We start from the raw sequence: 15,699 nt of genomic DNA, 5'->3' as shown, positions 1-15,699 counted from the left end.
TTAAATGGCTGTCCAGCCTCCATCGACTATTAAGTTCTGCCCTGTGATATATTGTGAATCATCAGATAGTAAAAAAGCAACCGTAGGAGAAATATCTTCAGGGTTTCCCAATCTTCTCATTGGCACTTTTTTACAATAATTATTGACGAAAATTTCGTTTTGATTATCAAAAATCCCACCAGGGGAAACGGTATTCACTCTCACTTGCTGGGGACCAAAATACGAAGCCACATATCTTGTAAAATTTACTAATGCACCTTTTATTGCAGAATACGCCGCTGGCATAGTCATCGTTGTCCCTTCATAAACGTTAAAGTCTGCACCAACAACACCATAAATAGACGCCATATTTATAATACTTCCACTTTTTTGAGTGGCCATTTGCGAAGCAACTTTTTGCGTTAAATAGAAATAACTATTTAATTGCCAATCAACATTTTGTTTCCAAGATTCAAAAACAATATCTTCAAATTTATTTCCCCAATCTTTCGTTCTGGGATAAGCATTATTTACAAGTCCGTCAATTTTATCATACTTTTCTAAAACAACTTTTAATGCTTTATCAATCGAGGAAGAATCAGTTATATCGCAATAAACGTTAGACAAATCTTCGTTTGTTTCATGATTAATCTCAAAATTAATACAAAATGCTCCCTCAGAAATCAGACGATTTATAATTGCTTTCCCCAAAAGACCATTGCCTCCGGTAATTATAATTATTTTGTTTTTTAATCTATTATTCATCTTTCAGGACAATTTTTAAAATTTCTACAGATTCTCTAAGAGAATTCATTGGAAATATATTATTTTTTAAACAACCGATAAAATAATCTAACTGCAAACTGTAAGTGTTTTTAACTTCAAAATTAGGAGCCTCAAAAAATATTTTATTCTCGTCATTTAAAATTTGATTATTTATTAAGTCTACAACTAAAATTTCATTTTCAAAAACGATTTCAATTACTCTTTTTGCTTTTTTCCTGTAGTAATTTAATATGATATTTGCTGTAAATGTATCATATCCAAGAATATAATTAGCATAATCTACTGCATCAATATTTAAACTTGAAATGTTTGTGAATGTTGATTTACTTTTATTAGGTATTCCAAATAACCAAGCAGTATAATCAAGTTCATGAAATAAATCTAAATGTACACCTCCGCCCATAGATGCATTTGCGCTGTATATTTTTCTAAAATCTACATTAGGTCTCCAATCTGGTAAATATGAGCCACAATATATATTTACTTCATTAATTTTTAAATTTTCCTTACTCAATTTATTTTTTAAAAACTCAATACATGGATGAAATCTTAAATTACAAGCTACATATGTAACAAGTTGTTTACTTTCAATTATCTCAATTAATTTATCAACTCCTTTTAAAGTATGTACTGCAGGTTTCTCAATGAATAAAGGAATATTTAGCTCTGTTAATTTTTCAATAAATTCAAAATGCAAATGAGTTGGATTTGAGATAATAGCAAAATCAAAAGAAATTTTTAAATTATCAAGATGATATATATTTTCAATTCCTTCTTCAATCTCTGAATTTAAATTTGATCGTAATGCATAAATATTAACATCCTTTAATTTCAAATTTTGTAAAGCACTAATATGTTTTCTAGCAATCGAACCTAAACCTATTATTAATATCTTCATAATTCAAAATCAAGTTTGTTATTTTGAAGTAGATATTCCATAAATAAAAAATCAACTGGATGATCTAAATCAAAACATATATGATTCATTTCATATATTAATGATCTATCAGTAATTGCACTTTTTATTCCTTTGTCAAAAAAAGCCCTTCTATACCAATAAAATGATGCGTTTAACTCGTATACTTTTGGAGCAGATTGACGGGTCATAACGCTACCGTCAGAATTAGTTTTAACTAATGAATAAAAACCCTCATCATTTTTTTCAACCATATTAAAATATGGGCTTCTTGCTGCTGGATTAACAGAAAATAAATTTAGTGCGTCAGGATTTTCACGTATGATATTTAATGCTTTTTCAATATCCTCTAAAGTTCGCAGAGGAGAAGTTACATCAAGATCTAAAATAAAATCATATTTAGTATCTGTAATAGATTCTTCGTAAAGCAACAAATCTCTTATTGTATCTATTTTTCCTGCAGCATCAGTAGCTAAATAATCAGGACGTGAATAATCGGTCTTTAAACCAAATGACTCCGCTTTTTCTTTTATAGCTTCGTCGTCTGTAGATAAAGCAACTTTCACATCAAATTTCTGTTTTATTTTCTTTGTTAAGTCAATTGAATACCCGATTAATGACTTACCATTAATATCTTTTATATTTTTACCTGGAATCCCTTTAGACCCACCTCTGGCGCAAATAGTTATTAATATTTTCATTTTAAAATTTTATGTTATGAATATCAATGTGAGCTTTTTCAAAATCCTCATGTTTTCCAACATCTAACCAATAACCAGAAAAAGGGAATGAAATAACTTTAAGATTTTTATTAATTAGTTCTTCCATCAAATCAGTTGCATTAAAGAATGTTTCTTTTGGAATGAAGTTTAACATTTTCTTTTTAATCAGATATATCCCGCCATTTGAGTAATAAGTATAAGTTGGTTTTTCTTTAAAACTTTTTACTTCACCTTTATTTGTCTCTAAAACTGCGTATGGAATATTGACTTGATATGGAATAGTCAAAACAGCTAAATCGGCATCTTGTCTTATAAATTCAAGAAAAAATTGCTCATAATCTATATTGGTTAATAAATCAGAATTTGTAACGAGAATATAATCATGTTCAAAATTCCTAATTTGTGAAACAGCTCCAATAGTCCCTAAAGGTTCATTTTCCCAAACATATTCAATTTTTACATTTTTGTTTTCACCTTTCCCGAAATGTTGTTCTATTTGTTCACCAAGATATTTTACAGAAACCCAAAAATCATCAATTCCAAATAAAGCTAATCGATCAAGATTATGTTCCATTATTGGTTTATCTCCAACTTTTAAAAGTGGTTTTGGAACCGTATCCGTTAATGGTTGCAGTCTTTGCCCTCTTCCTCCAGCCATAATAACAGCATCAATTGGTAAATATGATCTGATTTTCCTAAAATTGATAACATTTACAACTTTATTATTTTCATCAACAACGGGTACAATTCTAAAATCACCTTCGCGATACTCTATCACTTTTTTAAGATTATTTTCTCCTTTGACAATATATCGTGGATTATCCTGAATAATCTCATCAACATTACATTCTATTGTAAATCCTTTAAGCAAACCTCTTCTAACATCCCCATCTGTTAATGCTCCTATTAATTTATCTTCATTATCAACAACAAAAAGTATCGCATCTTGTGACAGTTCATTGAACTGAAGTAAAGCTTGTTTTATTTTACTTCCTGAAAGAATTAAGTGGTCTTTATAAATTCTCATGAGAATTGTTTAATGATTTTAATTATATTATCTGCTGCATTTAATCTAAAATAAATATTTTCACCCGTATAAAAGTTTGATTCAATTGCTTTGACAACAGAAGAAACAATTACTTTTTCTTCAAATTCACAATTTATAACATTTCTACTCTGTGCTCTTCCTTTTTGCCTATCTCCAACATTAACAAAATATTTCCCAAATGAAGCAGCCTCTAAAATTCCGCTGGAAGTATTTCCAAGTAATATTGAAGCATAATACATTGCCGAAAAATAATTACTTTTCCCGAAATTTTCAATAAGTAAAACTCTATCAGGCACTTGCACTTTTAATTTCTCAATAGCCTCTCGGTAAATTGATCCTTGTGTATCAGCATTTGGCATTGTAATTACAATATATCTATTTTCAGCTATTTTTTTTAGAGCTTTTTTCATTTCCTCTGCGTACTGAAAATTATCCTGCGCAGACATGGTTTCCGGATGGAAAGTTACCAGAATGAAATTCTCCTCCGGTATTCCAAATTTCTCAAAAAAAGTTTGTTTTTTTAATGGAGTAAAACTTTTAATATCGTTTAAACTCAAAGATCCTGTTGTGAAAACGTTTTTCGAAGAATCGATAAGATTAGAAACTTTTTCAGCAAAAATATCAGTCGCTGTAAAATGAAGGGTTGAAGCCAAAGTAATTTGATGACGATATATGTTATCAATCGCTCCTAATGTTGTTTCACCTCCATGTAAGTGTGCAAATTTAACTCCGAAAGGAATTCCTGCCTGAATAGCAGCACTCATTTCAAAACGATCTCCTAAGCAAAAAACTAAATCATATTTATGTATCTGCCAAAAATCTGCAAATTTTAAAACAGTTAGGCCGTACGATGAGGCAGTAGATTCTTCACTATCATTTGAAATCAAACATGATATTTCATGAATGCAATTATAGTTATCTCTTTTGATATCTTTTAAAGTATACCCATGACTTCTGGATAAATGTGTACCAAAAGCAATAATTTCTAAATCAAAAAACTCATCATTCTTAATTTTATTAAGTAGAGGAAGATAGATTCCGTAGTCAGCACGTGAACTTGTTAAAACACCTAATTTCATTGAATATCTAAAAATGAAAGTTTATCAAATTCAATTTTATCTCTAATTAGTTTTTTTCCTATAATATTTTCCCATTGCATGGGAGAAATTCCATCTCCTGGTCGTAAAGAAATTAGATCATTTTCAGTTAGGATTTGTCCTTTTTGCAAATTTTTATTAATATGAATACTTTTTCTGGCAACCGCTATATTCTTTTTCTCACTCTCACTTGCTTCTTTTTGTCCATCGCCTCCGATCGCTAATTCAATATTTCGAATTGTTGCCACCATTTCTTTTAATTCATCTGGTTCGAGCGAAGCAATATGATCAGGACCCAGCAGATTTCTATCTAAAGTAAAATGTTTCTCTATAATTTTCGCTCCTAATGCAACTGCTGCAATTGGAACTTCAATTCCAAGAGTATGATCAGAATATCCTATCTGAGTTTGAAATTTTTCTTTTATTGATAACATTGCCTTAAGATTTACATCTTGCATGGGAGTTGGATATTCTGTATTACAATGCAGAATTGAAATTAATTCTTTTGTTAATCCATATTTAAGCAATACATCTAAAGCATTTTCAATGTCTTTCTCAGAACACATTCCTGTAGACATTATAACTGGTTTACCACATAAAGCTACAGCTCTTAAGTAAGGATAATTAGTTATTTCTCCACTAGGAATTTTAAAAAATGTAAGCCCTAAGTCATTTAAATAATTTACACCTTCCACATCAAACGCAGTTGAAAAAAAACTAATCTTTTTCTCATTACAATAAGATATTAACTCTAAATGATCTTCGTGACTCAACTCTAGTTTCTTCAACATTTCGTATTGAGAATCATCACCGTCATTAATATTTATGCTTTGATACTTTGCTTTTTTAGCCGACTTACTTACTAAGCTATCAGCTTTAAAAGTTTGAAATTTCACATAATCAACTCCAGCATTAACTGCTGCGTCAATTAATAGTTTTGCTGTACGAATATCTCCATTATGGTTTACTCCTGCTTCAGCTATAATAACTACTTTATTCATATTTATATTATTCTACCCGGATTTCCCACAACTTTTTTCCCGTCAGGAATATTTGCTATAATAACAGATCCTGCTCCTATTACAACATCCCTGCCTATAATAACTCCTTGCTTTATTACCGCATTTGCTCCAATAAAACTTCTCTCACCAACACAGACATTTCCAGCTAATACAGCTCCTGGTGCAATATGAACTGCATCTTGCAAAACACATTCATGTTCGATTATACACCCAGTATTTAAGATTGTATTTCTTCCTACTTTCACTAACGCATTAACCATTACGTTTTTACTAATAAAAGTACCTGATTCGATTATAGCAGTTTTAGAAACATGAGCCGTTTTATGTATGATTGTCTGTATTAATTTTCCTTTGGTATAAATTAAATTTGCCACTTTTTGTCTCAAATTATTATCTCCAATACCAAGAACAAAAGAAATTTCTTTCGACCATCCAACAAAATCATTTTCTTTCTCAAATCCAAGATAAGTTAAATTATAAGGATTAGTTTTTGCTTCTTCTGTATCTGAATATCCTATAATATTTAAACCATTATCCAAAATGGTTTCCGCAACTACATAAGCATGTCCAGAATATGCAATTAGGATCACGTCTTTATCTGACACTGCTTGGTATGTTTACAATTCTTTCTTCCAAAAATTCTGCATTAACCTGCTTATCCCTTTGACAGTTTGCATACATTGGCAGACGATACATGAGCTGCCATATTGGTCTTGTCATAACACCGTTTTTGTTCGTAGATTTTAAAAATAAATCTCTTTCAGATTTATTTTCTAATTCTACACACATTAACCAATAATTTGCTTTTGTATCTGGGGTTTCTGTTCTAAAATTTATACCATTAGAAGCAAAAAAAGATTCATATTCTTTCGCCAATTTTCTTTTATTTTCAAGGAAACCGGTTAATTGTTCTAATTGTGCACATGCCAGAGCGGCATTTAAATTAGGCATCCTAAAATTATATCCCATCTCATCATGAACATATTCATATGGATGCGGAATCTTTGCTGTAGTAGTTAAATATTTTCCTTTTTCACCCATAGTAACATCATTGGTAACAATTGCACCACCACCACCACAGGTAACAATTTTATTGCCATTAAATGAAAAAGCACCTACCTTTCCAAAGCTTCCTGTTGATTTCCCTTTATATTCGCTTCCTAAAGATTCTGCAGCATCTTCTAGCACGGGAATTTTCCAATTATCACAAATTTTAATTAATTCCTCTAAATGAACAGGAAATCCAAAAGTATGCATTGGCAAACAAGCGCTAATTTTTTTCCCTGTCTTTTTATTATAACAGCCATCATAACGCAAATCACCAAATTCTTCTAAAAAAACAGCAAGTGCTTTTGCAGATAATCCCATTGTATCTAAATCAACATCTATAAAAACAGGTGTCGCATTTTGATATGCTATTGCATTGGCCGTAGCTACGAATGTCAAAGCTTGCGTCAAAACTTCATCCCCTGCTTTCACTCCTAATAAACGCAAAGCGACTTGAATGGCAGCGGTACCATTTACTACAGCGACAGCTCTTTTAGTATGAGTAATGTCTTGCATCATCACTTCAAATTGATCAACATAAGCTCCTACTGAAGAAACAAAAGTAGAGTCTATTGTGTCAATTAAATATTTCTTTTCATTACCACCAAAGTGTGGAATATGAAGAGGTATAAAATTATCCGTCTTATACTGCTCTTTAATAAATGATATAACTGAATTAATACTATTCATAATTACATTTTTGAATCTAGGTACTTACCTGTTTCCTTATGTCCGAAATTTGGTATCATTTTATGAAATAAATTTACTATTTCTTCTTTATCCCATTTTTTATTCGACTTCATAAGTTCTATGTTTGCTGTAAATTCTTCTAACTTCTCAAAAGAAAAAATAGCTTCATTTTTAATTATTCCCAAGTTATCAAATCGATCCATATTTAAAACTTCACTATCTGTAAAAAATTCTTCAAAATCTTTTTCACCTGTAGTATCACTACCTGTAAATAAGCAGGGCCATTTTTTTTCTTTTGCTAAGCTTTCAACTTTATTCCGAGCTTCTTCTTCAGATTCACATAAGTAGGCTTCAAAACCAATTTCTTGCAAATATTTAACAGCAATATCCGAAAAAGAAATTAAATGTAAGCCTTCACTTAATTTCGGAAAAAAAATATCACGATTTTCTCCAAAAATACAAGACATTAAGCAAAGTTCTCCTGATTCCTTTGGAGTAACAAAATAACGTTTAATGTCATTTGGTGCTACAATAGGCTGCCTTTTAATAATTCTCTGATTGAAGCCGTGCAGTAATGAACCATCTGAAAAAGCAACATTTGCAAAACGTGCTGTAGAAATTTTTATTTCTTTGCTCTTACGCATAAGATACATCTCCATTATTCTCTTAGAAGCTCCCATCATGTTTACAGGATTAGCTGCTTTATCAGTTGAAACACAAAAATATTTTTTTGTTCCATTTTCAATTGATTGTTGTAAGGTTTTTTCTGTATTAAATATATTTACATCTATCATTCGCATTAAGGTAAAAGGATCTTTTTCACTACGGACGTGTTTCAATGCCGAGAGATTTAAGACATAATCATATTTACCATCAGATTGAATAAATGCATCGTATTCAATTGATCCGATATCCAAAGCAAAGGTTTGGAAATCACCATCTATGTATCCGTAAGAACTTCTCAAATCACGCACAAGTTCTACCATATTGTTTTCGCTTATATCAACAACATGTATTTTTGATGGATTTCTTTTAAAAATTTCTTTAGTAACTGCCTGTCCAATAGATCCCGCACCACCAATAATTAAAAAAGAAGAATTATTTACAATACTTGATAGTTCTTTTTCGTGTTTTAAAATATCATTTTCAAATATTTCTGCTTGTCTACCTATCAATTTTAATATGTTCATATTTTTTTTATAATAGTATTTATTTACAAATCATCTTTATTTAGCAATAACTTAAGAAATTTTCTAATAACTAAGAATATAACTACCAGAAAACCACTAATAAAACCTCCATAAATTAATCCTTTCAATCTCCCAAATTTTTCTTTGGGTAATGGTAAAATGGGCTTATCAATAACTTGAATCAATGGTGTGTCTTTGCGCAAAGTAACTTTAGCCATTTCAGATTGTTTAACTAATTCGGTTAATATAGCCGTATTTGCTTGTACATCCACTTGTCTTCTGGAAGAAGGTGCTCTACGTACATTCATGGCCGGGTTTAGGTTAAATGTATTATCATTAGCAACTGCCACACCTGTGATAGATCCATTTAACTCACCTCGAACAGAATCAACTTGTCGTTCTAAAATCGTCATATTAATTCTAGCTTTTTTGCTCTTTGTCTCGATATAAAACTCTCCTACCTCTTTTGCTAAAGCTTCACAAAAATTTTTAGCAAATAATTCATTTGTTGATGAAACATCTATACTTATAATAGAAACTTTTTTATCTTTTACTCCTACTACCAATCCATTTTTAGACAAATTATTATAAATGACGCCTAAAATACTATCTTGAGTACGAGTGAAATTTTTACGACTGACCTCCGGTGAAAATTGAATCGATGCTATTTTTGGATTGTTCTCCCAATTTTTTCTCCATTTATTATTTTGAATATACATTTCAGCTAAAGAAATTATTTTTCCATTTACATTAACTGGCGATAGTAACGTTTTCTCCACCATTGATCTAGATTTAAATAATTCCGTTAGATTAGAACCTGTAAAAATACCACCACCACTTCCTCCTACATCTAGACCAAAGGAGCTTGCTAATCCTAATGCTCCTCCAAGTCCACCCCCGCCTTTTTCATCTTCTAATGCAAATGATAAAGTAGCTTTATAAATAGGTTTTTGCGTATAAGAATAAGTTACACCTAAAGCTGCACCAATAATTCCCGCAAACACTACAAATTTCCATTGAGAAAGTAAATAAGCGTACCATTCTTGTGCTTTATTTATTAATTCCTTTAACGATATTTCATCGTCTACAATAGGTTTATTATCCATCAAAATATTTTATTTAAAAGCAGTAACAATTAACAAAGCTAAACTAGCAAATGCAGTTCCAAGTCCAGCCCATTCTCCAGCACTCATTTTCTTCGCCTCAGGCTTTTGCGGCACAACAATCTGAGAATCAGGAGTCACATTTGGATAAGACCTAAAAAACAAAAAGGAACTTGTCACAGAAGCTTTACCATTAGGATAAATTATATAAGCTTTTCTCTTCCATCCTTTATTATCAACACCTCCAACAGCATCAATATAGTATCTAAACCCTTTACCACTTCTATATGGAATTTCAGAAGTCAATAGAACGTTCCCAGTTACCTTAACACCTTCATTAAAGACGGCCACTTCAATCTCATCTCCTGGAAACAAAGTGACATTAGAATAATGATTTTTATCTTTTACAATTTTTTCCCAGTTAACTGGTATGATAGCAAATTTTAAATCTTCTTTAAGTTTTTTAGCTAACTTACCCTTTACTGAATCATTCTTCGATAAATTTAAATCTATACTTTCTAATTGATCAATTTGTTCTTGTTTGAATGGTCTTTTTATTTTCATACCATCCAAATTGGCAATAGATATTAGCCCTCCTGCTCGCATAACAACGTTATAAACAGTTTCTCTCTTATTGGCTAAAACATATTTCCCTGGGTAAGCCACTGCTCCACCAACAGTAACCATTTGAGGTTTTTCATATACTGCTACTTTACGGATATTAATTACATCAAAGGGTTTTAAAACAAAGTTTTTAATTTGTTCGTTGTTGTCCGCCGTAATTTCAAATTCAAGCAACTCAACGCGCTTAGGATCAGCATCATCTATTACATCCGATTTTACCATTCTTGCAATTTCCACTCTTTTAGATGCAGAACCTGTTAATCCTCCCACCTGAACCACCAGATCATTTAATGTCAAGTTTTCGAAATACTCATACACACCAGGATTTTTTACTTCACCATCAATAGTGACTTTATATTCTTCTCTAAAATCCAGAATAGAATAAACAGTTAAAATATCTTCTCTTTTTAATTCTAAATCAGCATTTAAATCCCCAGATAAAGCGGCACCTAAATCAACATTTACAATTTCTGTCGTTAAATCTGTTTTTAGACGAATAATCCTTGCTCTTTTTGTATAAGCATCTTCTTTAAGTCCTTCAGCTCTTGTAATAAGATCTGAAATTCGCATTCCTTCACTATAAGAATAATAATCCGGTCTAAAAACAGCTCCTTCTATTTTAATACGATTTTCGAATCGGTTCAAAATTTTGGTAATTCTAAATACATCTCCGGATTGCGGCAAATAAGAATTGTATTCGCTTTCGTTTATATCATGCACTTTGAATTCTTTTCCTGTTTTTTGTATTACATTAACAGAAGCCGTGTAGGCAAATTCATTAAAACCAGAAGCAAAATTTAATAAATCAGAAAACTTCTCTCCTATTTTCATCTCGAAAATTCCAGGACGCTTAACTTCTCCTTCAACAGTTACTCTTTGACTGTAAGCTGGTATTCGAATTACATCATTATCTTTCAAGCTTACATTATCAGATTGATCACCCTTAACTAAAAACTTATAAATGTCTACATTTTTGTAAATTTTATTATTTCTAATCAGTTCTATATTTCTATAACTTCCGTTTTTTCCCGGTCCTCCAGCCAAATGCAAAGCATTATAAACTGTTGCCAAAGATGATATAGAATAATTACCCGGTTGTTTACCTCCTACTATAGTGATTTTAATAGTACGAATTCTACTTAAACTTACACTGACCTGAGATTGGCCGGAACTCACTGTGCTATATACTCTGGCAATAGATGACTTTATTTTTTGAGTAGCAGCCTCTATAGACATACCAGAAACAGATATTTGTCCTACATAGTCAATAGTTACCTTTCCTTCTACACTAACCGGAATACTGGCATTGTACTCCTGAACCCCATAAACACTAACCTGCAATTCATCACCAGGTCCCAGAATATAATTCATAGGTGTAGCTAATTTCAAATCCGGTTCAAAATTTAAAGTAGGGTTATCAAATAATTCAGAACCAAAAATTAAAGCATTTGTTGAATCTTTTATTTTATCATTTTTAACTACTTCCTGTTTTCTTCCAAATCCAGAATCCTTATCAACTATGTTTGCCTTATTATCTTTAATATTTTTCTTATTAAATTCATTTAATTTAACTCTCAATTTATTGAATTCACTTTGACTCATCCCTTTTGATAAAGCCATTGACTCTACACTATCAATTGTTGCGTTATTGCTTTTTAACTGAGCACTAATTTTGGCTAAATCATCAACAGACAAATAATCGACTTTAACAGTGCTTAAATCCTTTGATTTAAATATATCCTGAGCATTTACATTAACTGATAATAATAAAATAAAAAGCAGCGTAAGAACGTAAGTTATCTTTTTCATATGAAACTATAATTTAACCTAGAGAATGGTTTAAATAAAATTGTTTATTGTTTATGAATATTGTTTTTGATAATAATCTTTATAGGATCCTGAGGTTACATTTTGCAGCCACTCTTCATTATTGAGATACCAGTTGATTGTTTTTTCCAGACCTTCTTCAAAAGTAACAGACGGTTTCCACCCCAATTCTTTATTAATTTTTGAAGCATCTATTGCATAACGCAAATCATGCCCTGGCCTGTCTTTAACATATGTAATCAAGTCCTGAGAAGAACCTTCTGATCTTCCTAATTTTTCATCCATTATTTGGCATAATAATTTCACCAAATCAATATTTTTCCATTCATTGAACCCTCCAATATTATAGGTCTCATGATTTTTTCCTTTATTAAAAACTAAATCTATCGCAATGGCATGATCTTCTACAAACAACCAATCACGTGTATAATTTCCATCTCCATAAACTGGTAAAGGTTTATTATTAATAATATTGTTTATAAAAAGTGGAATTAATTTTTCAGGAAAATGATAAGATCCGTAATTATTGGAACAATTTGTTAAAACATACGGTAAGCCATACGTTTCTCCATAAGCTCTCACAAAATGATCTGAACTTGCTTTAGAAGCTGAATAAGGAGAATTAGGATCGTATGAAGTTGTTTCTGTAAAAAGACCTTCTGCTCCAAGAGAACCATATACTTCATCAGTACTGATATGATAGAAACGTTTCCCTTCAAAATTATCTTTCCATTGATTTTTCGCAGCATTCAATAAATTCATCGTTCCAATAACATTTGTCCTAACAAACGCTAAGGGATCTTCAATAGAACGATCAACATGGGATTCTGCAGCCAAATGTAAAACGCCATCAAAATTATGCAATGAAAAAAGTTCATTTATAAAAACTTCATCCACAATATCTCCTTTTACAAATGTATAATTGGGTTGATTTTCAATGTCTTTAATATTCTCTAAATTACCAGCATACGTCAAAGCATCTAAATTGAAGATTTGGTATTCAGGATATTTATTCACAAATCGTCTTACTACGTGTGAACCAATAAAACCAGCTCCGCCGGTTATAAGAATTTTTTTCATTTTAAATTTCAATTAATTTAATAAGTCTGAATTTATTTTTTCTAACTCACTATAAATATCTTTTACATCTTGCGAATTTTCTTTTTGCAAAATCAAATTTGCTGTCTCAGTATACACAAAAATAGTGTTTTTTAATCCCAGAAAAGTAGTATGTTTACCTGAACCAATGACCATATTGCCGTTTTTATCAACAGGATGATTTTTTGAAACCAAATAGTCGTAAACAGATTCAAATGATCCTAAATCTGACCATGAAAAAGCAGCAGGCACTACTTTTATTTTTTTACTGCGCTCCATTACGGCGTAATCGATACTGATTGATGGAATTTCTAATGATAAATTTAAATCTAAAAATCCATTTTCGCTTGCTTCCCAAACTGCTTTTGATTTCTCATAAACATCAGGCTGGAATTGTTTTAGTTCCTCTAAAAGGACGCTGGCTTTAAAACAAAACATCCCGCTATTCCAAAGAAAATTTCCTTTTGCAATAAATTCTTTTGCTGTAGTTTGATTGGGCTTTTCGCGAAATGAAACGACTTTATCTCCTTTTGACTCAATATATCCATATCCGGTTTCCGGCTTAGTTGGAATAATACCGAAAGTAACAATAAAACCTTCTTGTGCTTTTGAAATAGCCTCTTTGATCGCTTTATTATATTCCTCCATTTTATCAATAATGTGATCTGAAGGTGTTACAATTAAAATATCATCCGGATTTGAAGCGAATGCTGCAAAAGCAATCGCCGCTGCAGTATTACGAGGTGTGGCTTCCACAATATTCACATAAGAAGTTTTGGTTTTATCCATTACTTCACCACTCAGATGATGATTATCGACATTCCCCACCACCATCACCTTATTCGCTAAATAACTATTACGATCAACAGTCATCTCGAATAAAGATTTACCTTCAAATATCTCCAAATATTGTTTAGGTCGGCTTTTTCGGGAAAGTGGCCACAATCTGCTTCCCACTCCTCCTGTCAAAATTACATGTATGATTGAATTCTTTGCTTCCATTTTTTTTTAAAATAAAAAAGAACTTTTAAATACTACAGCCTATTATCAGCTATACTACCCAAAACTCCTTTTACATCGTATAATAAACTATTTTCTTTTTGCAACTCTGAGAAATTTAATTCTAAAAATTCCTTGTGAGAAACTCCCAGAACAATTGCATCAAATTTATTATCAGGAACAGCATTTATTGTTACTAGATTATATTCTTTTTTTACATCATTCGCATTAGCAAGCGGATCAAATATGGTTACTACAATACCGTATTCTTTTAATGCTTTTACAACATCTACAATTTTGGTATTACGAACATCAGGGCAATTTTCTTTAAAAGTAATTCCCAGCATTAACAGATTGGCTCCGTTAACCGAAATTCCTTTTTTAATCATCAGCTTTACTATTTGCGAAGCCACATATTCGCCCATGCTGTCATTTAAACGTCGGCCTGCTAAAATGATTTCAGGATGATATCCGAATTCCTGGGCTCTTTGTGCTAAATAATAAGGATCGACACCAATACAATGCCCTCCTACTAATCCTGGCTTAAAGGGCAAAAAATTCCATTTTGTAGAAGCCGCTTCTAATACTTCCTGGGTATCAATATTCATTAAGTTGAATATTTTAGCCAGTTCATTTACAAAAGCGATGTTAATGTCTCTTTGTGAGTTCTCAATAACTTTTGCCGCTTCTGCCACTTTTATACTTGGTGCCAAATGTGTTCCGGCAGTAATTACTGACTTATACAAAGCATCGACTTTTAAACCAATTTCTGGCGTTGATCCTGAAGTTACCTTCAAAATCTTTTCAACCGTATGCTCTTTGTCTCCCGGATTTATTCTCTCAGGTGAATATCCAGCATAGAAATCTTCATTAAATTTCAAACCTGAAACTTTTTCTAAAACCGGAACGCATTGTTCTTCGGTAACACCCGGATAAACCGTTGATTCGTAAATTACGATATCTCCTTTTTTTAGTATTTTACCAACGGACTCACTCGATTTATACAAAGGAGTTAAATCAGGTCGATTATTTTTATCTACCGGAGTAGGAACCGTGATTATAAAATAATTACAATCTGCCAAATCGTTTAAGGAAGTGGTACAATACAATCCTTTTTCAGTGTTTGGATTCTCAACCAGTACTTTTTGCAAAGTAACATCATCTACTTCTAATGTTGTATCTGTACCTGATTTTAAAGACGCTACTCTGGATTCATTGATATCAAAACCAATTACTGAATATTTCGTAGCAAATAATCTGGCCAAAGGCAGACCAACATAACCTAAGCCAACAATAGCTATTTTTATATTTTCGATCAATTTGTACTCTTTTTTATCTATTTCAGTCATAACAATTCACGGCTTCGCCCTTCTGAGTCACAAAGGTTTGACACAGCTACTCTAAATTCATTTTCGGCAAATATAACATATTAAGTCAATTTATTCAATACGGTTTCCCGTAATACAGAAAAAACTAACAAATAATAAAAAATAAGAAATGCCAACCCCTTACCAATCAACACATAAAAAACACCCTATAATAAAAAAAACA

14 protein-coding genes are annotated in these 15,699 nt (G+C 31.4%); all 14 read right to left on the bottom strand.

The window, feature by feature from the left end; translation table 11 throughout:
• From B0A67_RS11715 to B0A67_RS11650, 14 genes are read right to left on the bottom strand one after another with little or no spacing between them, the layout of a single operon-like run.
• Positions 1–744: an oxidoreductase gene (locus B0A67_RS11715; RefSeq protein ID WP_072960704.1), complete on the bottom strand. Its 744-nt coding sequence runs from the start codon at positions 742–744 to the stop codon at positions 1–3.
• Entirely contained in the window at positions 737–1,663 is a 927-nt protein-coding gene (locus tag B0A67_RS11710) for a Gfo/Idh/MocA family protein (protein ID WP_072960701.1), read from the bottom strand. The genes B0A67_RS11715 and B0A67_RS11710 overlap by 8 nt, the downstream gene beginning before the upstream one ends.
• Positions 1,660–2,382 (bottom strand): acylneuraminate cytidylyltransferase family protein, encoded by a 723-nt coding sequence (locus tag B0A67_RS11705; RefSeq protein ID WP_072960698.1) that lies wholly within the window; start codon positions 2,380–2,382, stop codon positions 1,660–1,662. The genes B0A67_RS11710 and B0A67_RS11705 overlap by 4 nt, the downstream gene beginning before the upstream one ends.
• A gap of 1 nt (position 2,383) precedes the next feature.
• Positions 2,384–3,430: a nucleotidyltransferase family protein gene (locus B0A67_RS11700; RefSeq protein WP_072960695.1), complete on the bottom strand. Its 1,047-nt coding sequence runs from the start codon at positions 3,428–3,430 to the stop codon at positions 2,384–2,386.
• Positions 3,427–4,530: a UDP-N-acetylglucosamine 2-epimerase gene (gene neuC, locus B0A67_RS11695; protein ID WP_072960692.1), complete on the bottom strand. Its 1,104-nt coding sequence runs from the start codon at positions 4,528–4,530 to the stop codon at positions 3,427–3,429. Before neuC ends, B0A67_RS11700 begins: the two co-directional genes overlap by 4 nt.
• Positions 4,527–5,549 (bottom strand): N-acetylneuraminate synthase, encoded by a 1,023-nt coding sequence (gene neuB, locus B0A67_RS11690; protein WP_072960689.1) that lies wholly within the window; start codon positions 5,547–5,549, stop codon positions 4,527–4,529. The genes neuC and neuB overlap by 4 nt, the downstream gene beginning before the upstream one ends.
• A 2-nt stretch (positions 5,550–5,551) precedes the next feature.
• Positions 5,552–6,175: an acetyltransferase gene (locus tag B0A67_RS11685; protein WP_072960685.1), complete on the bottom strand. Its 624-nt coding sequence runs from the start codon at positions 6,173–6,175 to the stop codon at positions 5,552–5,554.
• The gene (locus B0A67_RS11680; RefSeq protein WP_072960682.1) at positions 6,165–7,307 is read right to left on the bottom strand and encodes a LegC family aminotransferase; all 1,143 of its coding nucleotides are present in this window, start codon (positions 7,305–7,307) and stop codon (positions 6,165–6,167) included. The genes B0A67_RS11685 and B0A67_RS11680 overlap by 11 nt, the downstream gene beginning before the upstream one ends.
• Positions 7,308–7,309: 2 nt before the next feature.
• Positions 7,310–8,497, bottom strand: coding sequence for a UDP-N-acetylglucosamine 4,6-dehydratase (locus B0A67_RS11675; RefSeq protein WP_072960679.1), 1,188 nt, complete (start codon positions 8,495–8,497; stop codon positions 7,310–7,312).
• A gap of 23 nt (positions 8,498–8,520) precedes the next feature.
• Positions 8,521–9,603 (bottom strand): GumC domain-containing protein, encoded by a 1,083-nt coding sequence (locus B0A67_RS11670; RefSeq protein WP_072960677.1) that lies wholly within the window; start codon positions 9,601–9,603, stop codon positions 8,521–8,523.
• A gap of 9 nt (positions 9,604–9,612) precedes the next feature.
• Positions 9,613–12,033, bottom strand: a complete 2,421-nt coding sequence (locus tag B0A67_RS11665) for an SLBB domain-containing protein (protein ID WP_072960674.1) — start codon at positions 12,031–12,033, stop codon at positions 9,613–9,615.
• Positions 12,034–12,084: 51 nt separating this feature from the next.
• On the bottom strand, positions 12,085–13,131 hold the full coding sequence (rfbB, locus tag B0A67_RS11660; protein ID WP_072960925.1) for a dTDP-glucose 4,6-dehydratase: 1,047 nt from the start codon (positions 13,129–13,131) through the stop codon (positions 12,085–12,087).
• Between the two features lie 12 nt (positions 13,132–13,143).
• Entirely contained in the window at positions 13,144–14,151 is a 1,008-nt protein-coding gene (locus B0A67_RS11655) for a mannose-1-phosphate guanylyltransferase (protein ID WP_072960671.1), read from the bottom strand.
• Between the two features lie 32 nt (positions 14,152–14,183).
• The gene (locus B0A67_RS11650) at positions 14,184–15,497 is read right to left on the bottom strand and encodes a nucleotide sugar dehydrogenase (protein ID WP_072960668.1); all 1,314 of its coding nucleotides are present in this window, start codon (positions 15,495–15,497) and stop codon (positions 14,184–14,186) included.
• Positions 15,498–15,699 lie beyond the last annotated feature (202 nt).

It is taken from the genome of Flavobacterium aquidurense (genome assembly GCF_002217195.1).
In the GTDB taxonomy this organism is placed as follows: Bacteria; Bacteroidota; Bacteroidia; order Flavobacteriales; family Flavobacteriaceae; genus Flavobacterium; species Flavobacterium frigidimaris.
Note: the sequence above shows the minus strand (reverse complement) of the source record. Positions and strands in the feature narration are given on the sequence as shown.

Bases quoted from the DNA above. Each gene is read 5' to 3' on its own strand.
- B0A67_RS11700 (WP_072960695.1), bottom strand. From the start codon at position 3,430: ATGAGAATTTATAAAGACCACTTAATTCTTTCAGGAAGTAAAATAAAA.
- B0A67_RS11655 (WP_072960671.1), bottom strand. From the start codon at position 14,151: ATGGAAGCAAAGAATTCAATCATACATGTAATTTTGACAGGAGGAGTG.
- B0A67_RS11650 (WP_072960668.1), bottom strand. From the start codon at position 15,497: ATGACTGAAATAGATAAAAAAGAGTACAAATTGATCGAAAATATAAAA.
- neuC (WP_072960692.1), bottom strand. From the start codon at position 4,530: ATGAAATTAGGTGTTTTAACAAGTTCACGTGCTGACTACGGAATCTAT.
- B0A67_RS11665 (WP_072960674.1), bottom strand. From the start codon at position 12,033: ATGAAAAAGATAACTTACGTTCTTACGCTGCTTTTTATTTTATTATTA.
- B0A67_RS11710 (WP_072960701.1), bottom strand. From the start codon at position 1,663: ATGAAGATATTAATAATAGGTTTAGGTTCGATTGCTAGAAAACATATT.
- neuB (WP_072960689.1), bottom strand. From the start codon at position 5,549: ATGAATAAAGTAGTTATTATAGCTGAAGCAGGAGTAAACCATAATGGA.
- B0A67_RS11705 (WP_072960698.1), bottom strand. From the start codon at position 2,382: ATGAAAATATTAATAACTATTTGCGCCAGAGGTGGGTCTAAAGGGATT.
- rfbB (WP_072960925.1), bottom strand. From the start codon at position 13,131: ATGAAAAAAATTCTTATAACCGGCGGAGCTGGTTTTATTGGTTCACAC.
- B0A67_RS11670 (WP_072960677.1), bottom strand. From the start codon at position 9,603: ATGGATAATAAACCTATTGTAGACGATGAAATATCGTTAAAGGAATTA.
- B0A67_RS11715 (WP_072960704.1), bottom strand. From the start codon at position 744: ATGAATAATAGATTAAAAAACAAAATAATTATAATTACCGGAGGCAAT.
- B0A67_RS11675 (WP_072960679.1), bottom strand. From the start codon at position 8,497: ATGAACATATTAAAATTGATAGGTAGACAAGCAGAAATATTTGAAAAT.
- B0A67_RS11680 (WP_072960682.1), bottom strand. From the start codon at position 7,307: ATGAATAGTATTAATTCAGTTATATCATTTATTAAAGAGCAGTATAAG.